General features: G+C 67.1%; 24 protein-coding genes. 14 read left to right on the top strand and 10 right to left on the bottom strand.

Features of this window, described 5'->3' with window-relative positions; translation table 11 throughout:
* Nucleotides 1–51 precede the first annotated feature (51 nt).
* Together N1F91_RS08385 and N1F91_RS08380 are read left to right on the top strand one after the other, a co-directional pair.
* Entirely contained in the window at nt 52–810 is a 759-nt protein-coding gene (locus N1F91_RS08385) for a DUF1223 domain-containing protein (protein ID WP_289991401.1), read from the top strand.
* A 428-nt stretch (nt 811–1238) separates the two neighbouring features.
* The gene (locus N1F91_RS08380; RefSeq protein ID WP_289991400.1) at nt 1239–1625 is read left to right on the top strand and encodes a DUF2794 domain-containing protein; all 387 of its coding nucleotides are present in this window, start codon (nt 1239–1241) and stop codon (nt 1623–1625) included.
* A gap of 9 nt (nt 1626–1634) precedes the next feature.
* Here N1F91_RS08380 and N1F91_RS08375 read toward each other — a convergent pair whose 3' ends face one another.
* The 4 genes from N1F91_RS08375 to N1F91_RS08360 form a co-directional block, all read right to left on the bottom strand.
* Nucleotides 1635–2204: a GNAT family N-acetyltransferase gene (locus N1F91_RS08375; protein WP_289991399.1), complete on the bottom strand. Its 570-nt coding sequence runs from the start codon at nt 2202–2204 to the stop codon at nt 1635–1637.
* A gap of 107 nt (nt 2205–2311) precedes the next feature.
* Nucleotides 2312–3091 (bottom strand): Bax inhibitor-1/YccA family protein, encoded by a 780-nt coding sequence (locus N1F91_RS08370; protein ID WP_289991398.1) that lies wholly within the window; start codon nt 3089–3091, stop codon nt 2312–2314.
* A 213-nt stretch (nt 3092–3304) separates the two neighbouring features.
* Entirely contained in the window at nt 3305–5854 is a 2550-nt protein-coding gene (locus N1F91_RS08365) for an ABC transporter permease (protein WP_289991397.1), read from the bottom strand.
* 10 nt (nt 5855–5864) lie between these two features.
* Nucleotides 5865–6560, bottom strand: a complete 696-nt coding sequence (locus N1F91_RS08360) for an ABC transporter ATP-binding protein (protein ID WP_289991396.1) — start codon at nt 6558–6560, stop codon at nt 5865–5867.
* Nucleotides 6561–6647: 87 nt separating this feature from the next.
* Between N1F91_RS08360 and N1F91_RS08355 the strand changes: the two genes are divergently transcribed.
* The gene (locus N1F91_RS08355; RefSeq protein WP_289991395.1) at nt 6648–7295 is read left to right on the top strand and encodes an arylesterase; all 648 of its coding nucleotides are present in this window, start codon (nt 6648–6650) and stop codon (nt 7293–7295) included.
* Nucleotides 7296–7467: 172 nt separating this feature from the next.
* On the opposite strand, the gene N1F91_RS08350 is transcribed toward N1F91_RS08355, so the two are convergent.
* The gene (locus N1F91_RS08350; RefSeq protein WP_289991394.1) at nt 7468–7872 is read right to left on the bottom strand and encodes a hypothetical protein; all 405 of its coding nucleotides are present in this window, start codon (nt 7870–7872) and stop codon (nt 7468–7470) included.
* A gap of 498 nt (nt 7873–8370) precedes the next feature.
* Between N1F91_RS08350 and thpR the strand changes: the two genes are divergently transcribed.
* The 3 genes from thpR to N1F91_RS08335 are packed head-to-tail and all read left to right on the top strand — an operon-like array spanning nt 8371 to nt 9722.
* The gene (thpR, locus tag N1F91_RS08345) at nt 8371–8964 is read left to right on the top strand and encodes an RNA 2',3'-cyclic phosphodiesterase (protein ID WP_289991392.1); all 594 of its coding nucleotides are present in this window, start codon (nt 8371–8373) and stop codon (nt 8962–8964) included.
* Between the two features lies 1 nt (nt 8965).
* Nucleotides 8966–9262, top strand: coding sequence for a 4a-hydroxytetrahydrobiopterin dehydratase (locus N1F91_RS08340; protein WP_289991390.1), 297 nt, complete (start codon nt 8966–8968; stop codon nt 9260–9262).
* Nucleotides 9263–9308: 46 nt separating this feature from the next.
* Entirely contained in the window at nt 9309–9722 is a 414-nt protein-coding gene (locus N1F91_RS08335; protein WP_289991389.1) for a YkvA family protein, read from the top strand.
* Between the two features lie 6 nt (nt 9723–9728).
* On the opposite strand, the gene N1F91_RS08330 is transcribed toward N1F91_RS08335, so the two are convergent.
* Nucleotides 9729–10301 (bottom strand): sigma-70 family RNA polymerase sigma factor, encoded by a 573-nt coding sequence (locus N1F91_RS08330; RefSeq protein ID WP_289991387.1) that lies wholly within the window; start codon nt 10299–10301, stop codon nt 9729–9731.
* Between the two features lie 345 nt (nt 10302–10646).
* Here N1F91_RS08330 and N1F91_RS08325 point away from each other — a divergent pair, with 345 nt between their 5' ends.
* On the top strand, nt 10647–11150 hold the full coding sequence (locus tag N1F91_RS08325; RefSeq protein ID WP_289991386.1) for an invasion associated locus B family protein: 504 nt from the start codon (nt 10647–10649) through the stop codon (nt 11148–11150).
* A 59-nt stretch (nt 11151–11209) separates the two neighbouring features.
* On the opposite strand, the gene N1F91_RS08320 is transcribed toward N1F91_RS08325, so the two are convergent.
* The gene (locus N1F91_RS08320) at nt 11210–11812 is read right to left on the bottom strand and encodes a TetR/AcrR family transcriptional regulator (RefSeq protein WP_289991385.1); all 603 of its coding nucleotides are present in this window, start codon (nt 11810–11812) and stop codon (nt 11210–11212) included.
* Nucleotides 11813–12403: 591 nt separating this feature from the next.
* Here N1F91_RS08320 and rlmN point away from each other — a divergent pair.
* The 4 genes from rlmN (at nt 12404) to N1F91_RS08300 (ending at nt 15586) form a co-directional block, all read left to right on the top strand.
* Complete coding sequence (gene rlmN, locus N1F91_RS08315) at nt 12404–13633, top strand: 23S rRNA (adenine(2503)-C(2))-methyltransferase RlmN (protein WP_289991384.1); 1230 nt, start codon at nt 12404–12406, stop codon at nt 13631–13633.
* A complete protein-coding gene (locus N1F91_RS08310) occupies nt 13630–14139 on the top strand; it encodes a hypothetical protein (protein ID WP_289991383.1) in 510 nt (169 codons plus the stop codon). The genes rlmN and N1F91_RS08310 overlap by 4 nt, the downstream gene beginning before the upstream one ends.
* Before the next feature lie 186 nt (nt 14140–14325).
* The gene (locus N1F91_RS08305; protein ID WP_289991381.1) at nt 14326–14835 is read left to right on the top strand and encodes a hypothetical protein; all 510 of its coding nucleotides are present in this window, start codon (nt 14326–14328) and stop codon (nt 14833–14835) included.
* Nucleotides 14836–14875: 40 nt separating this feature from the next.
* A complete protein-coding gene (locus N1F91_RS08300; RefSeq protein ID WP_289991380.1) occupies nt 14876–15586 on the top strand; it encodes a GNAT family protein in 711 nt (236 codons plus the stop codon).
* A gap of 10 nt (nt 15587–15596) precedes the next feature.
* On the opposite strand, the gene N1F91_RS08295 is transcribed toward N1F91_RS08300, so the two are convergent.
* The 3 genes from N1F91_RS08295 to N1F91_RS08285 all read right to left on the bottom strand — a co-directional run bounded on the left by N1F91_RS08295 (nt 15597) and on the right by N1F91_RS08285 (nt 18537).
* The gene (locus N1F91_RS08295; RefSeq protein WP_289991379.1) at nt 15597–16265 is read right to left on the bottom strand and encodes an outer membrane beta-barrel protein; all 669 of its coding nucleotides are present in this window, start codon (nt 16263–16265) and stop codon (nt 15597–15599) included.
* Nucleotides 16266–16358: 93 nt separating this feature from the next.
* Nucleotides 16359–17000 carry a LysE family translocator gene (locus N1F91_RS08290; RefSeq protein WP_289991378.1) on the bottom strand — a complete coding sequence of 214 codons (642 nt, stop codon included), beginning with the start codon at nt 16998–17000 and terminating at the stop codon, nt 16359–16361.
* A gap of 13 nt (nt 17001–17013) precedes the next feature.
* Entirely contained in the window at nt 17014–18537 is a 1524-nt protein-coding gene (locus tag N1F91_RS08285; RefSeq protein WP_289991377.1) for a glycosyltransferase family 39 protein, read from the bottom strand.
* 287 nt (nt 18538–18824) lie between these two features.
* Here N1F91_RS08285 and N1F91_RS08280 point away from each other — a divergent pair, with 287 nt between their 5' ends.
* The 3 genes from N1F91_RS08280 (at nt 18825) to N1F91_RS08270 (ending at nt 21769) form a co-directional block, all read left to right on the top strand.
* Complete coding sequence (locus N1F91_RS08280) at nt 18825–19775, top strand: phosphatase PAP2 family protein (RefSeq protein WP_289991375.1); 951 nt, start codon at nt 18825–18827, stop codon at nt 19773–19775.
* A gap of 231 nt (nt 19776–20006) precedes the next feature.
* Nucleotides 20007–21137 (top strand): TRAP transporter substrate-binding protein, encoded by a 1131-nt coding sequence (locus N1F91_RS08275; protein WP_289991374.1) that lies wholly within the window; start codon nt 20007–20009, stop codon nt 21135–21137.
* Nucleotides 21138–21196: 59 nt separating this feature from the next.
* Nucleotides 21197–21769 carry a TRAP transporter small permease subunit gene (locus tag N1F91_RS08270; protein WP_289991373.1) on the top strand — a complete coding sequence of 191 codons (573 nt, stop codon included), beginning with the start codon at nt 21197–21199 and terminating at the stop codon, nt 21767–21769.
* The last annotated feature ends 20 nt before the right edge of the window (nt 21770–21789 follow it).

Here is a 21789-nt window from a genome sequence, read left to right as displayed (position 1 = left end):
CTGAATGCGCTGGATCGCGACAGCGATCGCCCCGGAAGCACCGAGATCGACATGACACTCAGCCGTCACCTCAGGCTGGCGTTTGCCGCCGCCACCCTGCTTCTCACCCATTTCGCGGCAGCGGAGGCGGGAGAGAGGCAGCGCGGCGTCGTCGAGCTCTTCACCAGCCAGGGCTGCAGCTCCTGCCCGCCGGCCGACGAGAACCTCGCGGCGTTCGCGCAGCGCGACGATGTCATCGCGCTCGCCTATCATGTCGACTACTGGGACTACCTCGGCTGGAGCGACACGCTGGCGAGCCCCGAAAACACGCAGCGGCAGCGCGACTATGCGACCGCGCTGGGAAATCGGTCCGTGTATACGCCGCAGGCGATCGTCAACGGCACCGCGCATCGTAACGGTGGCGACAAGGCCGCGATCGAGCGGCTGCTTGCGGAGACCACGCAGCAGTCGATGCAGGTCGACGTCTCGATCAGGAAAAGCGCCGACAGCATCGTCATCGAGGCGACGCAGGGCGCCGGCGGCGCCGACGCGGTGAAGGCGAACCTCATCCTGGTGTTCTTCGACGCCAGGACGGTGGTGAAGATCCTGCGGGGCGAAAATGCCGGCAAGAATGTCGTCTACTGGAACGCGGTGACCGGCGTTCAGGCCGCGGGCATGTGGCACGGCGACGATCTGCGGCTGGAGATTCCGATGAGCGAAGTGCGGCGGAAGGGGTCCGGCGGCTGCGCCGCGCTGCTCCAGTCGCTCGGCAAGGACGGTGCACCGGGCTCGATCATCGGCGCAGCCGTCCTGAAGAACCCCGCCATGTAGAGCGGGAGGGGGCAGGCCCGTCGGCCGGTGCTCCCCGGAATGGGTTGTTGCCGAGTGGTTCGGCCCAGCGAGGGCACCGTGGGCGGGGGGCTTGGGGTTACGGAACCACCGCCGAACCGAACCGTCTCAGGCAACGATTGAATGTTCGCCCCGCAATGGGGCTGCAAGCGGGACAATTCGCGGCGCAAATGTGGCGCCCGATCACCAATTCGGTCTCGCTGTTCTTCAACGTGACCGTTCCTTCGCGGCGTCGCCCTTGTACCGGCGCCTGCCGCACACGAGGGCACGATCGTCGAGTCGGCAGCTGTCCGGTCCAAGGTCGGCAACTGTCCGGTCCAAATCGGGGCCGTAGCGGCGCGGGGGTTGAAATCGGGACGCGAAAGGGCAAACTTCGTGATGTCGCAGAACTGTCATGGAAAGGTTGCCTCATGGTCGATCGCGCGAACGGCACGGAGGATGGGGAGGGGTCCGCGAAGCTGATTCCGTTGCAGGCTGCCCGTCGCGAGCGGGAGGCGGCAACGGTGACCTTCGACCGGCGCGAACTCGACCAGATCCTTCGCATCTACGGGCGTATGGTGGCTGCCAACGAGTGGCGCGACTACGCCATCGACCATCTGCAGGACCGCGCCGTCTTCTCCGTGTTCCGTCGCACCAGCGAGGTGCCGCTGTTCCAGATCGTCAAGGACCCGAAGCTGGCGCGCAAGCAGGGCGCCTATTCGGTCGTGGCCGCCAGTGGCAACATCCTCAAGCGCGGGCACGAGCTGGCGCGGGTGCTGAACGTGTTCGATCCGACGCTGCGGCTGGTCGGCGCCTGAGCCGGGAGGCTATTTTCCCGGGGCGAAACTGCGCTCGGGCAGCGAGAGCGGGTCGGGCGGCGAAGCCGTTCCCCCGTTGAGCGACAGCTGCATGAAGACGGTGTCCAGCCAGCGGCCGTGCTTGTAGCCCGAGCCTTCCAGCAGGCCGGCATGACGGAAGCCGGTCGATTCGTGCAGCCGGACCGAGGCCTGGTTGCGCTTTCCGTCGCCGATGACGGCGACCATCTGGCGGAAGCCGAGCCTGGTACATTCCTCGATCAGAGCCGACAGCAGCAGGCGCCCGGTCCCGCGGCCCTGGGCGGCCGGGGCGAGGTAGATCGAATCCTCGACCATGAAGCGATAGGCGCGGCGCGGCCGGAACGGGCCGGCATAGGCGTAGCCGAGGACGCCGTCCGGGCACTCGGCCACGAAGTAGGGGTAGGAGCCGGCGAGGAGCGTGTCGAAGCGAGATGCCATGTCGGCCTCGGACGGCGGATCGAGCTCGTAGCTCGCCGTGCCGGTCCTGACCGCGTGGCCGTAGATGGCTGCGATGGCGGGAAGATCGTCGCGCGACGCGGGGCGGACTGCGATGAGGCTCATGGTCGCTCGGGCTGTTTCCAAGAATGCCTGAATGTGGTCCGGAGCGACCCTCAAAGAAAAGGGGCGACCCGGAGGCCGCCCCTGACATTCCATTGGTCCAGAACGCGCTATTCGCGGTTGCCCAGGAACTGCAGCAGGAACATGAACAGGTTGATGAAATCGAGGTAGAGGCGCAGCGCGCCCATGATGGCCTTGCGGCCGGCGACGACGTCGTCGTCACCCTCGAAATACATCTCCTTGATGTTCTGCGTGTCGTAGGCGGTCAGGCCGGCGAAGACCAGCACGCCGATGCCCGAGATGGCGAACTGCAGCGCGGACGACTGCAGGAAGATGTTGACGACCATCGCGATGATGATGCCGAACAGGCCCATCACCATGAACGACCCCATGGCCGACAGATCCCGCTTGGTCGTGTAGCCGTAGAGCGACAGCGAGCCGAAGGCGGTGGCGGTGATGAAGAACGTCTGCACGATGCTGCCGCTGGTGAACACCAGGAAGATCGACGACAGCGACACGCCCACCATCGCGGCGTAGAGCCAGAAGGTCGTCTGCGCAGCGCCGACGCTCATCTTGTGCACGCGGAAGGACAGGAAGAAGACCATCGCGAGCGGCGCCAGCATGATCACCCAGCGCAGCGGCGAGCCATAGACGGTGGCGCCCAGCGCGGTGAGCATCTTGCCGTTGCCCAGCGTGGCGACGGCCAGTGCGGGATCATTGGTCGTGGTCAGCGCGACCATTCCCAGCGCGGCCGCGCCGGTTATGGCGAGACCGAGCGCCATGATGTTGTAGACCTTGAGCATGTAGGTGCGCAGGCCTTCGTCGATTCCGGCATCGGCGCGAGTGCCGGTGCTGGCGACGCGCGCATTGTAGTTGCGGATGTCAGCCATGATTTCCTCTTACAGCTTCTCGTCCCGTCCGGTGTCGGGCGGCCCTGCTACCCAGCACGGCCCCAGGCGCCGCTGGCGGGACTCCAGCATGCCTATCCGTCAATATGATATCTCCGGTAAGCGAGGACAAGACCCGTTTCACCTTGCAACCGATCGTGACGATCGTTGCGGGGAGACTGGACGTCCGATCGCGCCGATCATGGTGAAGACGTCCTAAAGATTGCGCAGCACCGGCGCGGCCTTGTGGCCCAACACCCGCCAGGTCCCGAGCAGGCCAAAGCCCACGGTAAGCACGAGCGCGATCACCACTGTCGAGGCTGCGACTTCGGGCAGGAAACTGGCGGGCAGGTTCATGATGCGCGCCACGACGAACCAGGCCGCGACGCCGCCCGCCGCGAGTGCGAAGGTGGCGGTCGCAAGCCCGATCAGCAGGTACTCGAGCGTGAAGGCGCCGATCAGCGTGGTCCGCGTCGCTCCCAGCGTCTTCAGGATGACCGCATCGTGGACGCGGGCGCGGTTTCCGGCGGCGAGCGCGCCGGAAAGAACGAGCACCGATGCGATCAGCGCCACGGCCGCAGCCGCACGGATGGCGGTTGCGAGCTGGCCCACGAGCTGATTGACGATGTCGAGCGCGTCCTTGACGCGCACGGTCGTCACCGCGGGGAAGGCGCGCGTCACCTCGTTCAGGATCCGCGCTTCCTGCTCGGCGCTCGAGCCCTGGTCGAGCAGCGTCGCGAGCCAGGCATGCGGGGCGCCCGCGAAGGTGTTGGGCGAGAACACCATGACGAAGTTGATGCCCATCGATTCCCACTCGACGTTGCGGAAATTGGCGATGCGGGCGGTGATGTTGCGGCCCAGCACGTTGACGGTGATGGTGTCGCCGAGCTTCAGGCCGATCTCGCCGCCTTCCTCGGCCGCGAAGGAGACGAGCGGCTCGCCCGTGTAGTCGGCCGGCCACCATTCGCCTTCCGAGAGCGTCGAATTCTCGGGGACGTTCTTCGCATAGGTGATGCCGCGGTCGCCGCGCAGCACCCAGCGCCCTTCCGGGGGCACCTCGATCTTCTGCACGTCGACGCCGTTCAGCGCCATCACCCGGCCGCGCAGCATCGGCACTTCGACCAGCTTGCCTTCGGGCGCGAGGCTTTCGACCAGGCGCGAGAAGTCATCGATCTCGCTGTTCTGGATGTCGACGAAGAAGAAGTTCGGCGCGCGCTCGGCCAGGCTGCCGCCGATCTGGTTGCGCAGGTTGCCGTCGACCAGAGCCAGCGTGACCAGCAGCGTCAGCCCGAGCCCGAGCGACAGCACCACTGAAGGGGTCAGTGCACCGGGACGGTGGATGTTGCCGATGGCGAGCCGGAGCGCGGTCGACCGCACTCGCGGGCTGCGGCGCGCGAGCGACTGGACGAGCGACGCCACCATGCGCAGCACGAGGAAGGCGGCGGCCGTGGCGACGATGAAGACGGTCGCGATACGCCGATCGGTCGAGAACCAGATCGCGAGGCCGGCGAGGGCGAGTGCAATGACCCCGGCCGCGGCCATGTAGGCGAAGCGCGGCAGGCCGCTGGCCTCGAAGCCCATCTCGCGGAACAGCGCCGTGGCCGGCACGTCGCGGGCGCGGCCGAGCGGCAGGATGGCGAAGGCGAGCGTCACGAGGATGCCGAACAGGGCGCCCATGCCGAGTGCGTCCCAGTAGATCGACGCCTGTGCCGGCACCGGCAGCACGCCCGAGAGCGCCGCACTGGCCGCGAACGGCATCAGTGCTGCCAGAACAAGGCCAATGACGATGCCGACCGCGGCGATGATCAGGATCTGCACAAGATAGACGATGAAGACGAAACTGCCGGACGCTCCGAGGCTCTTGAAGGTGGCGATGACGCCGCGCTTGCCTTCGAGATAGGCACGGACCGCGTTGGCGACGCCGACGCCGCCGACGACCAGCGAAGTGAGGCCGACCAGCGTGAGGAACTGCGAGAAGCGCTCGATATTGGCGGAGAGGGCCGGTGCCGCGTTGGTGCGCGACCGGATGCTCCAGCCGGATTCGGGGAATTCGGCTGCCGCGCGGTCGCGGATGTCCTGGATCGCGCCTTCGCTCGACCCTGCGGGCAGGCGGATCTTGTAGGCGTATTCGACGAGGCTGCCGGGCTGAACGAGCCCCGAGGCCGTCAGCCCCTCCATCGAGACCATGAGGCGCGGCGCGAAGCCGAAGCCGTCGGAGACGAGGTCCGGTTCGGCCTCGATGACGGCGCGCAATTCGAAGATCTCGCTGCCCAGTCTGATGCGGGTGCCCGGATCGATGGCCAGCCGATCGAACAGGAGCTGCGGAGCGGCGGCGCCCCAGGCGCCGTCCCGCTGTCCGAAGAGGGTGGCCGTATCGAGCGGAGGCGTGGTCTGGAGGCTGCCATAGAGCGGGTACTGTCCCTCGACCGCCTTGACCTCGACCAGCGTCTGGTCGGAGCCGTCCTCGAGCCTGGCCATGGAGCGCATGTTGGCGCTTTCGGCGACTGCGCCGAAGCTGCCGAGGAAGGCGGATTCCGCCTCGGTCACCTGCCGGTGAACGAGTTCGAAGCGGACGTCGCCGCCGAGCAGGGTCTGGCCCTCGTTGGCGACGCCGGTGGTGATAGAGCGTGCGACGGAATTGACGCCGCCGATGGCGGCGACGCCGAGCGCGATGCAGGTGAGGAAGATGAGGAAGCCGGACAGGCCGCCGCGCATTTCGCGCAGGGAGAACCGCCAGGCGAGATCGAGAGTGCGGGCCAGGGTCATCGCTGCCGCCTCACGCCGGAACGGCGCGGATCTGGCCGCTCTCGATGCGGCCGGAGCGCATGGCGACCTGGCGGGTGCACCGGTTGGCGAGCGCGGGATCGTGGGTGACCAGGACCAGGGTCATGCCGCGTTCGGCCGCCTTGGCGAAGAGCAGGTCGGCCACCTGGCGGCCGGTGGCCTGGTCGAGATTGCCGGTGGGCTCGTCGGCGATGAGGATCTTCGGGTCCGGCGCAAGCGCCCGGGCGATGGCCACCCGCTGCTGTTCGCCACCGGACAGTTCGCCCGGATAATGGGTGACGCGGTCCTTCAGGCCGACGGCTTCCAGCTCGCGCGCGGCGATCTCGAAGGCATCGCGGCGACCGGCGAGTTCGAGCGGGACGGCGACGTTCTCCAGCGCCGTCATGTTGGGGATCAGATGGAAGGACTGGAACACGATGCCGACGTTTCGACCGCGAAAGGCCGCGACCGCGTCCTCGCTGCGGCCGGTCAGCAACTCGCCGGCGATGCTCACGGTGCCCGAATCGGTGCCTTCGAGACCGGCGATCACCATCAGCAGCGTGGACTTGCCCGAGCCGGAGGGCCCGACGATGCCGGTGGTCTCGCCGCCTGCCACCTGCAGGCTGACCTCCTTCAGCACGTGGACGCGCGAGGCGCCCTGGCCGAGCGTCAGCGAAACATTCTTCAGGTCGATCACTGCTTTTGTCACCGGAAGCGGACCCTATATGGTTGGAGAAATCGTGGTTCGGATGCGGCGGCGCGAGCGGTCGGCCCGGTCAGATATGGGTGTTCGTCAATGGCTTTCAAACAGTTGCTACGCGCTTTTGCCGCTGCCGGATTGGTCTGGGCGGGTTCGGTTCTCGCAGCCGCCGCCGAACCGGTGGAAATCGTCGGCTTCGGCGACAGCCTGATGGCCGGGTACCAGCTCGATGCCGGGCAGTCCTTTCCCGAGCGGCTGGAGGTGGCGCTGCGCGCCAAAGGCCACGAGGTTACGGTGGCCAATGCCGGCGTATCCGGCGATACGACGAGCGGCGGCCTGTCGCGGCTGGACTGGTCGGTGCCGGAGGGGACGGACCTCGTCATCCTCGAACTGGGAGCGAACGACATGCTGCGCGGGATCTCGCCGGAGATCACCGAGCGGAACCTCGATGCCATGATCGCGCGCCTCAAGGAACGGGGCATCGCCATCCTGCTCGCCGGGATGGTGGCCGCGCCCAATCTCGGCCAGGACTTCATGGCGTCCTTCAACGGCATCTTCCCGCGGCTGGCCGAAAAGCACGACCTGATCCTCTACCCGTTCTTTCTCGATGGCGTCGCGGCCGATGCGTCGCTGCTCCTCGACGACGGGATGCATCCCAATGCGGAAGGCGTCGACCGGATGGTGGAGAACGCGCTGCCCGTGGTCGAGCAGGCGCTGGCGAGGCTCGACCGGCCGGCCGGATGACCGCAGCCTGACGAGCGGGCGCTCGGGGAACGGCGAGGCCGGGCAAACGCGAGGACGTTCTGCCGAATTCGGTAAACTGTCCCCAAATTTTTGCGCAAGCGCCGGCGTGCCGCGCGGTGGTTCCGCCGGCCAGCCGGATGCGGATGATAATGGCGCCGGAAGTCGTGCGGCATCAGGACGTGTCGTAGGGCTGAAACGCGCCGTGTCCCGCCACGACGGGACTCGGCTCAACGACCGAGGTGCGGCGGCGCCGGCCGTCGAGGGCGGGCGTCCAGGCGTGCAGCGCGCAGGCGTCGTCGAGCAGGGCGCCGAGGAAGGCCGCCAGCCAGCGCAGGCGCCAGGCGACCACTGCCGCATCGGCGGGTGCGCTGCCGGGCGCGGCGGTGTCGTCGAAGAACGGTTCGTCGATGCCGGTCACGCTCGCGACGTAGCGGGTCAGCACGTCCTCGGCGCGGCGCAGCGCCCCGAGCACGACCCAGCGGACGAGGAGCGACCGGACGGCGGAACGCTCGGCGAGCACGGCCAGCGCGACCAGCGTCGCGATGATCGGCCTCAAGATGCGTTCGTCCCTGTCCATTCCGGCTCCTTTCATCGCGCGCAGTGTGGCGCGGTTTCCGGGGGGTGTGGACAGAGCGGACGAAAATTCGCGGAAGCGGTTGATTTCGCTTGCGGTGGCGCGAGCGTTTCGTCCTCCAGCCGAAGCCGGGGCTGGAGGTTCCGTCGCGAAGCGACGACGCAGGACGGACGGCAGCGCCGCGCGCCACCCCTCGAAGCGGATCGGGCGCCGGAAATACGGGGACAGTTTACTCCATTCGGCTCGAGAACGACTGAGAAGGCGTCGAGTGCTGCCGAATTAAGTAAACTGTCCCCGCATTTCCTGCTGCCTGCCGGCGGGCGAGGCATGGGTCCCGAGACGGCGGTGTCCGCTTCGCTTGCCCGCCGTTCCGGGATGCCGCGACAGAGGCGGGCGGCTTGTGCGATGCAGCATGAATCGGAGGGCGCGGCGGAAACGGGCTTGCCGTACGGGGCGATCGGTGGTTCGCTGGCCATGACGGAGCGATTCGAGGAGGCTGCCATGCCGCGACTTTTCACCGCCCTCGAGATCCCGCGCGATGCGGCTCTCTCTCTGTCGCTGCTGCGCGGCGGCCTGCCGGGAGCCCGCTGGATCGATGTCGAAAACTACCACATCACGGTGCGGTTCATCGGCGACGTCGAGGGTCACGTCGCCGACGACATCGTCAACGGCCTCGATCGGATCAGCCGTCCCGCCTTCGACATCAGGCTTTCGGGCGTCGGCGCCTTCGGCAACAAGAAGCCGCATGCGCTGTGGGCCGGCGTGGCGCCCTCGGCGGAGCTCGCCGCGCTGCAGGGCGAGATCGACCGCATCTGCCTGCGCAACGGCGCCCCGGCCGATGCGCGCAAGTTCACGCCGCACGTGACGATCGCGCGGCTGCGCAACACCAGCCCGCTGGAGCTCGCGCCCTACCTGTCGGGCCATGGCGGCTTCGCCACCGCGCCGTTCAGGGTCGGCCGGTTCGTGCTCATGTCGTCGCGCGATTCAGTGGGCGGCGGGCCCTACATCGTCGAGGAGGCCTGGCCGCTCGAAGGAGCCCGCGCAGGGTCGGCGAACGAGCGCGCCGGGGCGGAAAACGCTCCGATGTGGCGCTGAGATGGCTTCCGCCCGGCTGGACGACGCCGCCGTCGCGCAGGCGCTCGACGAACTCGACGGCTGGAGCCTGGTCGACGGGCGCTCGGCGATCACGCGGACCTTCACCTTCCGCAATTTCAACGAGGCCTTCGGCTTCATGAGCCGCGTGGCACTGGCGGCCGAGAAGATGGACCACCATCCGGAGTGGTCCAACGTCTACAAGACGGTGCAGGTGACGCTATCCACGCACGATGCCGACGGCATCACCGAGCTCGACGTGAAGCTCGCCCGCAAGATGGATGGCTTTGCGCGCGGGTGAGCCGGACGATCTTGCGCGCGCCGTTTTCCATCACCACTTCTTCATCATGACCGAGACCCTAGATCCGGACCGCATCGCCGACATCCTCGCCCCCGTCCCGGCGGCCGAGGAGCGCAAGCGCGAACGACGCGTGCGCGAAGGGCTGTGGCGGACCGTGCGGCGGGCGGCAGGCCGAATCCCCTTCATGGACGAGGTCGTGGCCGGCTATTTCTGCGCGCTCGACGAGCGGACCCCGACACGGGTGCGGGGAACGCTCTTTGCCGCACTCGCCTATTTCGTGCTGCCGCTGGACTTCGTGCCGGATTTCATTCTCGGCCTCGGCTTTACCGACGACGTTTCCGTGCTGCTCGCAGCGCTGGGAGCGATCCGGGCGCACATCAAGCCGGCCCACCGCACCGCGGCGCGCGATTTCCTGGACGATCTCGCGCGGGACGAGGATCCCGGCGCCGGTTCGCGCTAGGCGGGATCAGGCGTCGACGTCCACCCTGGGATCGGCCTCGATCGCCTTGCGCAGCCGGCCGAAGGCCAGCCTGATCCGCGACTTCACCGTTCCGAGCGGCAAGCCGGTCTGGTCGGCGATCTGGCTGTGCGACAGGCCGACGAAGAAGGCCAGCCGGATGAGTTCGACCTGCTCGGCAGGCAGCGTCGCCAGTGCGACGCGCACGCGCTCGTCCCGGTTGTTCGCGTCCATGACGACGTCTGCGGCTTCCTCGCCCTCCGGCTGCAGGATCGGGTCGTCGGAATCGATCAGATGCGAGCGGTCGCGGCGCAGGCCGTCGATGCGCCGGTTGCGGGCGATGCGGAACAGCCACGTGGCGAGCGAGGATTTGGCCGGATCGAAGAGATGCGCCTTGTGCCAGAGCACGGCCATCACCTCCTGCGCGACGTCCTCGGCCGACCCGCCGTCCATCCCGAGCCGCTGCAGGTAGCCGTTGATGCGCGGCGCGAAATGATCGAACAGCGTTGCAAACGCCTCGCGGTCGCGCCGTTCCGCAACCAGGGTCGCAAGGCGTGCATACTCTTCTCGCGGCCCAGTCATTGTCCTCAGGCTCTTCGCCCGCTCGCCGGGCCGTCGTTTCGCCTGAAACTACGTAGCTCCACGCCGCCGCGCAATACGCCATCGCCTCGCCTTGCCGAAACCCTGTGCGGCTGATCCCTGCCAGCGACAAACTGTTGCCGTTTTCATCCGTTTCACATTTCGTGAAGGTCGTTCAGCCCGTGCGCATCTTGCGCCAGCCAGGCACCGGCATTTGCGGAATCGAGATGATGAGCATGGAGTTCACCATTTGGTAACCGCGATTAATTCAATATGAAGCGAGTCGGTCCCGGAGGGACGCCTTCGGATTCGCTCGATCAGGACACACCAGGACAACGGCAGGACAATATGCGTGCACTGATTTCGATCACAGCTGGCATCGTGGCGATGGCCGTCGCGGGGCCCGCCCTGGCGCAGTCGGCCACCAAGGTCGGGCAGTACAACGACTGGGGCACCTATTCCTACCAGGCCGACGCCGGCAAGGTCTGCTACGTGCTGTCGGTTCCCAAAGAGAAGCAGCCGTCGACCCTCGACCATGGCGACATCTTCTTCTTCGTCAGCCAGAAGCCGGGGCAGAACGTGGCCTTCGAGCCGCAGTTCATCGCTTCCTATGCCTTCCGGGAGAATTCCAAGGTGATGGTGAAGGTGGGCGACAAGTCGTTCTCCCTGTTCACCAAGGGCAAATCGGCCTGGCTTGAGAACGCCGCCGAGGAACCGCAGCTGGTCGCCGCCATGAAGTCGGGCTCGGCCATGCAGGTGAGCGCCACGTCCGGCCGCGGCAACCCGACGAACTACTCCTTCTCGCTGCGCGGCATCTCGGCGGCACTCGATTCGATCTCGGCCTGCAAGTAAGGCTGCTGACGGCGCGGGCTTCGTACCCGCGTCGCGAGACGGGGCCGCGGGCCGGCGGTTCAGTCCTGCAGATGGGCCAGGCCCGCCAGCACGATGCCGGCCGCTTCGGCCGCGCGCCTGACGGAATCCTCCTCGAGGTGGCGGACGATCAGGCCCGGATCGCGGAAGCGGACGGTCATCGCCTCGACGAGTTCCGCGGCCTTGACCGGATCGCGTCCGCCGATCAGGTCCTGGTCGCCGCAACGGCGCACGATGCCCTCGACAAGCGCGCGGAGCCGGTCGAGGTGCCGCTTCCCGACGCCCGTATCGGCAAGGCCGAGTTCCAGGCAGGCCTGAAACAGGTCCGGATCCTCGAGATGGCGTGACCGCTTCAGTTCGTACCGGCGCGCGACGAATCGGACCAGCTGCTCGGCCGGCGGCTCGTTCGATACGGCGATGGTCGCCAGATCGTCTTCGATCGCCTCGTACCAGCGCTCCGCGACGGCTTCCAGCAACGCCTGGCGGCTCGCAAAGAAGCGATAGGCGTTGGATTGGGACATGCCGCAGGCGGCCGCGACGTCCGAGACGGTGACCTTGCGCGCGCCGTGAATGCGGATGAGCCCTTCGGTGGCGTCCAGCATCTTCGTCCGCACGGCCGTGGGATCAATTCTGGGGCGGGGCAAGTCTCGGTTCCATCTCTTCGTCGGCCGGCAGTCCAACCCCGGGGTGTCGCCGACCCTTGCCGGGGGCATCCGCTCCTCGAAGGTCGGGTGACGCCCGCCCGCAATCGGGATGACGGCGGTCGGATCGATGGCCGGCGATCTGCCGATCCCGCGCATCCGGCAGACGCGAGCGGGAACCGCAATGCTGCGACTGCCTGCTCATGGCGAAAACGTCTTTCTCCACCAAGACGTCCGGCGCGCGAAAGATGTGGATAGTCGTCTCTCCATCACGATTTCGCCGATCATCGCCCCACCTGAGCCACGGGCGGCGAATGATCGCCGGCTGGTGACGGTAACGCGTGGTCGCGGAATCAGCGGCCGGTCTCGTGCCGGCCTCATCGAGGGCGATGAGGACGGGATGGAGCGGCAGCATCGTTCTCCCGCTCGCCTCGCGCACGGTGCAGGATAAATTGATAAATCACGATCGTCATCATCGTTCGACGAAATCGATTGCAGGCGAAGCCCGCGGCGGGCGTGACCGCCGGGACATTTCCTGCTAGAAGGCGCGCCACATTGGCATTCGGCTGCGGCCGACCTTATCTCAGCTCGACCATGGCCCTATCGTTCGACATCACTTCCGCCGAGACGCGGAACGCCCTTCGTCCAGCGGCGAAGGAGAAGCCTCCGCTGATCGGCCTGTCGCGCCAGGAACTGGCCGACACGCTGGTGGCCTCCGGAATCGTGCCGGAGCGCCAGGCGAAGATGCGCGCCAGCCAGCTCTGGCACTGGCTCTACGTGCGCGGGGTCTCCGACTTTGCCGAGATGTTCAACATCTCCAAGGACCTGCGCGGCGCCCTTGCCGCCCACTTCTCGGTCGCGCGGCCGGAGATCGTCGAGGAGCAGATCTCGTCCGACGGCACGCGCAAATGGCTGTTCCGCTTCCCGCCGCGCGGCGCAGGCCGGCCGGTCGAGATCGAAACCGTCTACATCCCCGAGGAAGGCCGCGGCACGCTGTGCATCTCCAGCCAGGTCGGCTGTACGCTCACCTGCTCGTTCTGCCACACCGGCACGCAGAAGCTGGTGCGCAATCTGACCGCCGAGGAAATCCTCGTCCAGCTGATGACGGCGCGCGACCGGCTGGGCGACTTTCCAGACCGGGACACGCCGGCCGGCGCCATCGTGCCGGCGGAGGGCCGCCGCATCACCAACATCGTGATGATGGGCATGGGCGAGCCGCTGTACAATTTCGAAGAGGTGAAGAAGGCGCTGCTCATCGCCTCGGACGGCGACGGGCTGTCGCTGTCGAAGCGCCGCATCACGCTATCGACCTCGGGCGTGGTGCCGGAGATCTTCCGCACCGGCGAGGAGATCGGCGTCATGCTCGCAATCTCGCTGCACGCGGTGCGCGACGATCTGCGCGACATGCTGGTGCCGATCAACAAGAAGTATCCGCTGAAGGACCTGATGGCTGCCTGTCGCGCCTATCCGGGCCTCTCGAACGCGCGCCGCATCACCTTCGAATACGTGATGCTGAAGGACGTCAACGACAGTCTTGCGGATGCGAAGGAACTCGTGCGGTTGCTCAAGGGCATTCCGGCCAAGATCAACCTGATCCCGTTCAACCCCTGGCCCGGCACCAACTACCAGTGCTCGGACTGGGAGACGATCGAGAAGTTCGCCGACGCGGTCAACGCGGCCGGCTATGCCTCGCCGATCCGCACGCCGCGCGGACGCGACATCCTGGCCGCCTGCGGCCAGCTCAAGTCGGAATCGGAACGAATGCGCAAGAGCGACCGGCTCGCGCTGGAGGCGATGATGATCGCGGGGCACGGCGAGGCTTGAGCCGCATCGGGCTCGTCCTCGTCCGTCTCTGCCTTGTCGTCGCCGGCTATGGCTGCGCCGCAGTCGCGGCGAGCGCCGTGCTCCACATCGCGCTTTTCGCCGTCGCCGGCTTCGGGATCGCCGAGGCGCCCTGGGTCGCGGCAGGCAGTGTCGTCTTCTCAGTCCCCTTCGTCGCACTGTTCGTCGCCTACGTGGCGTTCGTGCCGGCGGCCGTGGCCATCGGCGTGGCCGAGGTCGCGGGCTGGCGGAGCCGGACGATCCATGCCCTCGCCGGCGGCGCCGTCGCGATCGTCGCGCTGCCGGCGTTCTGGAGCGCCCGCCTCGGCGAACTCGCGGACGGTCCGGGAGCGCCGCTCGGGGCCGCCAGCGGCGTGTCGGAACCGCTTCTGGCGGCGGCCCTCCTGGCGGCCGGAATCGTCGGCGGCCTCGCCTACTGGCTCGTCGCCGGTCGTACCGCCGGCGGCTGGCGCCGGGGCCGCCGTGCGCAGTCCCCGCGGGCGTCTTGACCGCGCCGGACGCCGGCGCCATACCGCATCCATGCCGACCGAGCCCCGCCCGCCCCGTCCGACGCCGATGCCGCAGCGCGGCGGGATGCGGTGCGCATTCCCGTGGCGGCGGGGACGATCGACGTCGACGGGCAGTGGTTTCAGGTTTGCCGCTTCTGCGGGATCGATCGCGGGACGAGAGGCGTCATGAACCAGGTCCTGGCCCTGATCGGGCGGCTCTTCGCCATCCTGATCGGCTACGCCGTCGCGACGTTCGCGGCGAGCGCCTTCCTTCATCTCGTCTGGTCGCGCGGCGCCGACCTCGGCGGCGATCCGTCGGGCTTCGTGGTCGGTTCGATCGCGGTCTCGACCGCGATTCTGGCGGTGATGTTCGCGAACTTCGCCTTCTTTCCGGCCGTCATCTTCATCGGACTGGCCGAAATCGCCGGCTGGCGCGACTGGCTGGCCTATGCGCTCGCCGGCGCTGCCGTCGCGATCCTGGTGACGGCCGCCGGCCGCTACGGGGTCGACGGCACCGTGTTCATCGACCCGCCCGGACCGCCGCGGCCTCGCCAGGGCCTGCCCGGCGGACCGGGCGCCATGGTCGAGACGGTCGCGGCCGGGCTGGTCGGCGGCCTCGCCTACTGGCTGGTCGCGGGGCGCGGGGCGGGGAACTGGCGGCGTCCGCCGCGCGCCCGGATACCGCCCCTGCCTTGACCGGGCCGGCCGGGGGCGGCATATCGCAGGCATGCCTAAAATGCCCATGCCGCCCCGCCAGACGCCGCTCGTGACGCCGCTTGCGGCGATGAAGCTGAAGCCGGTCTTGGTCGATCGCGCAGGCTCCGTCGTCCGGCTGAAAACCCTTCGTCCCGACGGGGTGACACCCGAAGTCGCCGAGTGGCTGACCGATCCGGCCATCATGGAAGGCCTCAACGCGCCGCAGCGCGCCATGGGGCTCGATGCCTTCCGGGCCTATGTCGCCAGCTTCGACAATCTGCGCCGCAACCTCGTACTCATCAGCGACACTGCCGAGGGCAAGCCGCTTGGACTGCTGTTTCTCGACGTCGACCTGCGGCACAAGCTCGGCTCGGCCCACATCGTCATCGGCGAAGGCGAACATCGGCGGATGGATGTGGTCTACGATGCAACGCGGGTGCTGATGTGGCACGTCTTCACGGAGCGCAAGCTGGAGAAGCTGACCTTCGCGCCGCTGTCGCGGAACCGGGCCGCGGTCGCCGCCTGCCGGGTCGGGATGCTCCGCCTGGAGGGCGAGCTGAAGTCGCACCGCATCGACGGGCGAACCGGCGAGCGGGTCGACCAGATGCTGTTCGCGATGACGCTCGAGGAATTCCGGCAGCGCATGACCGCGCTGGTCGAGCCGCCGGTCTTCACGGGTCCGGGCGTAGCTTCCCGCCACGTCTTCGACCATCTCACCGCAGCCGGCTGGAAGCCGGCCGACTCCCGCTGAGCGCTGCGCCTCAGAAGCGGTAGGCGAGGCCGAACTTCACCGCGTCGAGCTTCGGATTGAAGACGGTGTCGGGGACGCCGTCGCCTCCGAAGGAGAACGAATCGAAATCGTAGCGGAGATACTCGACCTTCAGCGTCCAGTCGTTGGGGAGCGCGTAGTCGAGGCCCACGCCGAAAACGCCGCCCCACTTGACGCCGGAGTATTCGGCGGACGAGGGCGAGCCGAAGTCGGGATAGGAATAGCTGGTGGCCTCGAAACGCGCCGCGGCCATGCCGCCGGTGCCGTAGACGAGCAGGCGCTCGGTCGGCGCGTAGCCGAGCCTGGCGCGGGCCGTCGCGACCCAGTCCATGTCGTAGGTATAGGCCTCGCCCTTGCCGCCGGTTAGCGCATCGGCGTCGCCGAAAGCGAGATCGGCCGAATGGACGAAATCGACATCGCCGACGAGACCGTAGACGAAACGGCCGAACTGCCAGTCGTAGCCGGCAAAGACGCCGCCAACCATGGCGTCGCCGTCATGGCCGCCGGCATAGGCGGTGTCGGATGCGTCGAAATTGGTCGACGACATGCCGGCCCCGATCTCTGCGCCGAGATAGAGACCACTCCATTCGTAGGCATTCTGCGCCTGCGCCCCCGATGCGAGCGCGACCAGGGCGGCCGATGCGGCCAAGAGTTTCAACATGCGACGACCTCGTTTATCCACAACCGTGGGTAACAGGGGAGGTCGGGGTGAACAAGATGCGTCTCTGCAACACGTCGAGATAATTAGCACGCGCTACTTTGCCTGCGCCGTCAGGATCTTGAGGGCGAAGGCGGAGAAGACGCCCGCGAACAGCCAGTCGATGACGCGGGTGACCCCGGGGCTGCGGGACAAGAGGCCTGCAAAGCCGTCGGCTGCCAGCACCATGGGGATGGTCACCGGCAAAGAGAGCGGGATGAAGGACAGGCCGAGGAACAGGAGCTTGCCGGCGGCATGTGGATCGTCGGCCGAGACGAACTGCGGCAGGAAGGTCATGAAGAACAGGATGATCTTGGGATTGAGCAGGTTGATGCCGATCCCCGTCACCCAGTTCCGCCACAGCGGCCGGGCCTTCCGCTGCCGCGTGTCCGGCGAGAAGGCGGAGCCCTTCCGGATCGCCTGCCAGGCCAGCCAGATCAGGTAGGCTGCGCCGACGATCTTGAGCACAAGGAACGCTTCCGGCGAGGCGACGATCAGGGCCGACAGCCCGAGCGCCACCAGCGTCGTGTGGATGGCGCAGCCCGTGAGCGCGCCGGCCATGCAGGCGAGGCCTGCCGCCCTGCCTTCCGACAGGGCGCGGCCGACGAAGAGCGTCATGTCCGGTCCCGGCGTGATCGCGATGATGAAGGTTGCCACGGCGAACTGGGCGAAGACGGCGGGGTCCGGGAGGAAGGACATGGTGGCGTGGCTCCTATCTGCAGAATTCGGAGTCCGGCGGAAGCCGCTGGATCAGGAAGGTCGTCTGGCGCGTGTAGGGCAGGAGCGGCGCCCACCAGCCGATCGTCAGCTCTTCGTCGGGCAGGAGCGGCAGCCCGCGGCTTGCCATGGCATCGGCGAGCCGGTTCTGCCCGCGGGAACTCGCTTCCCACACCAGGAGGCAGTCGCGGGACGAGCGCGCGGGCGGGCGATAGGGATGGCCGGCCAGCGCCAGCGTGCGTGCGCCTGGCACCGCCGCGCGCAGATATCCGGCATCCGATGCCGAATAGCCGACGAGGGTGGGAGATCGCCCGTAGCGCGCCTCGATGGCGTCGCCGAGCTGCTGGTAGGGCATGCTCGGACGGCAGCTGCCGCAGAGCGCCTCCGACGGTGCCAGCCGGGACGCGACGTAGATGGCGACGACGATGCCGGTGATGGCTGCCGTTGCCACGAGGAACGACCGGAAGGCACGCGGCGGCGGCGCGTAGCGGTCGAGAAGCATCATGAAGAAGAGCGGCGCCGGAAGCCATACGCCGTGCATGTAGCGCGACCGGAGCTGCGTGCTGCCGACGAGGAAGGCCCAGGCGATCATCGCCAGCATGGCGATGGCGAGCATCGTGCCGAGGAGGCGCAGGAAGGCTTCGTCGCGTGCGGTCGACGAACGCGGCGGCGTACCCTGCAGGAAAAACGCGCCGCCATAGACCAGGAGGAACGGCAGAAGGTAGCCGATGAAGGCAGCGGCCAGCGCGGCCGTCTTGTCGATGAAGGGGTCCCGTGCGCCGCTTTGGACGACGCCGTCGACAGTGGTGACGATCGTCGTGAGTTCGTCGGCGAAGAGAACGGCCACGATGGCGAACGGCGCCGACGCCACGAGCAGCGTCAGCAGGAAGCGGGGGTCGAGCACGACCCGCCTGAAATGCGTCTCCAGCAGGGCGGCTGCGACGAGCGCGGCGAAGAAAACGCCATAGGCGTATTTCGACAGCATGCCGGCGACGAAAAGCAGGCCGAGCAGGAGATATCTCGCCACCGTCCGTTCCCGCCCGAGTGCGTGGACGGTGAGCAGAGTTGCGGCGATGACGACGATGTTGAGGTTGGTGTGCGTGAGGATGCGGTGGCTGTCATAGGCGACGACCCAGAGCAGCGCGAGCGAGTAGACCGACAGGGCCTGCAGGCGCGGGTCGACGATGACGCGCCGGGCGAGTTCGTAGAGCAGCAGCGCGCAGGCCAGCATCGAACCGTAGTTGAGGACGGCGACGGACACGAACGGCGACCCTGTGAGTCCGTTCAGGCCATAGAGGAGCCAGTCGTAGAGCGCTGGATTGCGCGCCCTGTAGAACAGTTCGAGCGACTGCGCCTGATAGACCTCCAGCGCGTCGTCATTGCCGATGTTGGATCGCAGGACCGTCGCGATGAACAGGAAAACGGCAGTCCAGAGGCAGGCAAAAATCACCACGCCCGCAGGGCGTGCCCAGTAGGGAAGAGCGGTCTGCGCGTCGGTGGCGCCACCCGTCGCGCTCATGCCGCGATCGCCGGAACGGTTGGGGAGGCGGCCTCGAAGGAGGTCCGGGCGACGACGGTTCCAGCGGGCAAGCTCGAGGACATTCCGAATGGAAGCGGGACCATGGTGGCAGCTTTCGATCGCCTGGGACGCCGCCTCTCCTAGCGATTCATCGGCTCAAGCGCCACCGCTATCCGGCAACTGCCCGTCGGGTCCGACCCGGCCGCAAAGTTCATGAAGTTACTATCCGGTGATCATCAGGACGTCATCGACGCACCCTATCCCTTCGGGAAAGGGGAGGGTGCGCGTTGACGAATGAAGGTGTGGTCGATCGATCGGAGCCGTCGTCCATCAGGATACCCTCCCGCGGACGGCACTCCGTACAGGCGTGGTGCATCGGGCTTGGCCGAAAGGCGGCCTCGATCCGCGACGGGTGCCAGCGCGAACCGGTGCGGTTCCTGGCCTACGCGCTGATCGCGACCAGCTTCGTGTTCATGGCAATGCCCTGGGTCGACCTGGCCGTCTCCGGCTGGTTCGCTTCCGCCGAAGGCGACTTCTTGCACGCCCGGGATCCGATCCTGCTCGCCATCCGCGACATCAACCGGAAGGTACCGCATCTGGTCCTGACGGCAATGGCGGCAATCCTGCTCGCTCACGCCTTCGGCGCGCGATCCGGCTGGCTGGTCAGGCCTCACCAGGCTATCTTTGTGTTCGGCGTCTATGCCATCGGCTCGGGCCTCGTGGTCAGCCTCCTGAAAGAAATGGTCGGGCGGGCCCGGCCGGAGGATACGGTTCCCTTCGGTGGAACGGCGCCCTACACCCTGCCATGGCAGTTCGCCGATGCCTGCGCGCGCAACTGCTCGTTTTCCAGCGGCGAGGCAGGTTCGGCGGCCGCCATGCTGTCCTGCGTCATGCTGGCGCCGGCCTCTATCCGCAGGCCGCTGTTCTGGTCGATGGTTCCTGTCGCAATCGTCTTCTCGCTCCTGCGCGTCGCCTTCGGAAAGCACTTTCTCTCGGATGTCGTCGTATCGTGGCTGCTCGTGGCACTGGTCGCGGTCGTGCTTTGGCGATGGCTGGAGAGACATGCCGAGACGATCGACCGGGCAACCGTGGGCAGCGGAGGGCCGCTTGCCGCCGGCACCCGGCGGAGGCTGCAAACGGCCACCGGGATGGTGTCGAAGTGGAGGGCCGACAGAAGTGCTTCTCGCGCCAATCCCGGGTCCTCGCGCAAGACGGTTTTCTCCCGCCTCGCCGGGTGATCGCAGTCAGCGCAGTACTCATTAGGGTTGCTAAATCTTGCGCCCAACATAATCCATATCGATGAATGACGTATGGTGCATTGCAACCTGCGCTGCCGGAGAATTCGGTGCCTATACTGCGTTGCAGCAATAGTCGTGCGCAGGAAATTTCAATGTAGCTTGCGCCCGGCGCGAGATCGCCTATTCTCACCTCCGTCGAATGAAAAACAAGAACCAAACGGGAGGAACAGGATGAGCATAGAACCAATTTCGCGCCGTCGCTTCTTGAGGAACGCGTCGGTTGCAGGAGCGGGGGCAGCGGCGGCGACGACCCTGGCCGCGCCGGCCGTGCTGGCGCAGGCCCCGCTCGTCGTGAAGATGCAGACCTCGTGGCCGGCCTCCGACATCTGGATGGACTTTGCGCGCCAGTACACCACCCGCGTCCAGGAAATGTCGGGAGGACGCCTCCAGGTGGACCTGCTGCCGGCCGGTGCCGTCGTGGGCGCCTTCCAGGTCATGGACGCGGTGCATGACGGCGTGCTGGACGCCTGCCACACGGTTCCGGTCTACTGGTACGGCAAGAGCAAGGCCGCGTCCTTCTTCGGCACCGGCCCGGTGTTCGGCGGATCGGCCACCACGATGCTCGGCTGGTTCTATCAGGGCGGCGGTGCCGACCTTTACCGCGAGCTGACGCAGGATATCCTCAGCCTCAACGTCGTCGGCTTCATGGGCTTCCCGATGCCGGCCCAGCCCTTCGGCTGGTTCAAGGGCGAGGTCAACTCGGTCGCCGACATCCAGGGCTTCAAGTACCGCACGGTGGGCCTCGCGGCCGACCTCCTGCAGGCCATGGGCATGAGTGTCGCCCAGCTGCCTGGCGGCGAGATCGTGCCGGCGATGGAGCGTGGCGTCATCGACGCCTTCGAGTTCAACAACCCGTCGTCCGACCTTCGCTTCGGCGCGCCGGACGTGGCCAAGAACTACTACCTGTCGTCCTACCACCAGGCCTCGGAGAGCTTCGAGTTCTGCTTCAACCGCGACTTCTACGAGGATCTCGAGCCCGACCTGCAGGCGATCCTGAAATACGGCGTCGAGGCGGCCTCCACCTCCAACACGGCGCTGGCGATGGAGAACTACTCGAGCGACCTACAGAAGCTGCAGAACGAGCTCGGCGTCACCGTCCACCGCACCTCGAGCGAGATCCTCGCCGCGCAGATCGAGGCCTGGGACAAGCTCATCGTCGAGCTGGAGGCCGATCCCTTCTCCAAGAAGGTGATGGACAGCCAGCGCGCCTGGGTCGAAAAGGTCGGCTACTACGAACTGATGAACGCGCCCGACCTGGCGCTCGCATACGAGCATTACTTCCCGGGCAAGCTGAAGCTCTGATCCGCGCTTCGGCCGGACCCGGTGCACCGCCGGGTCCGGCCCACCCTGGGGAGGAATTCTTGATCGGCTTCATCAGTTTCGCCGACCGGCTCTCGGCCTGGTTCGGCAAGACGTTCGGCTGGCTCATCATCCTGATGACGCTCGGCATGAGCTACGAAGTCTTCGTGCGCTACGTGCTCAACCGGCCGACCGCCTGGTCGCTGGACGTCTCCTTCATCATGTACGGCACTCTGTTCATGATGGGCGGCGCCTACACGCTGTCGCGCGGCGGCCATGTGCGCGGCGACTTCGTCTACCGGCTGTGGCCGGTGCGCGTGCAGGCGGGCGTCGACCTCGTGCTCTATCTGCTGTTCTTCTTCCCGGGCGTCATCGCCCTGATGGTCACCGGGTGGAAATATTCGGCGCGATCGTGGGGCTATGGCGAAGTCAGCGTCAACAGTCCGGCGGGTATCCCGATCTTCCAGTTCAAGTCGGTGCTCGTCGCGGCCGGCATCCTGCTCTTCATCCAGGGCATCGCCCAGATCTTCCGCTGCATCCTGTGCATGCGCGAGGGCTACTGGCGGGTGGCGGACGAGGACGTGGTCGAGACCGACCAGCTGCTGACCAAGCAGCGCGCCGAAGGCCATCAGTGACGTCGCCAGCCGGTCACGCC

Origin of the sequence: Aquibium sp. ELW1220 (assembly GCF_030398385.1) — a bacterium.
Taxonomy (GTDB): Bacteria; Pseudomonadota; Alphaproteobacteria; order Rhizobiales; family Rhizobiaceae; genus Aquibium.
This window is presented reverse-complemented; position numbering and strand designations above follow the sequence as displayed.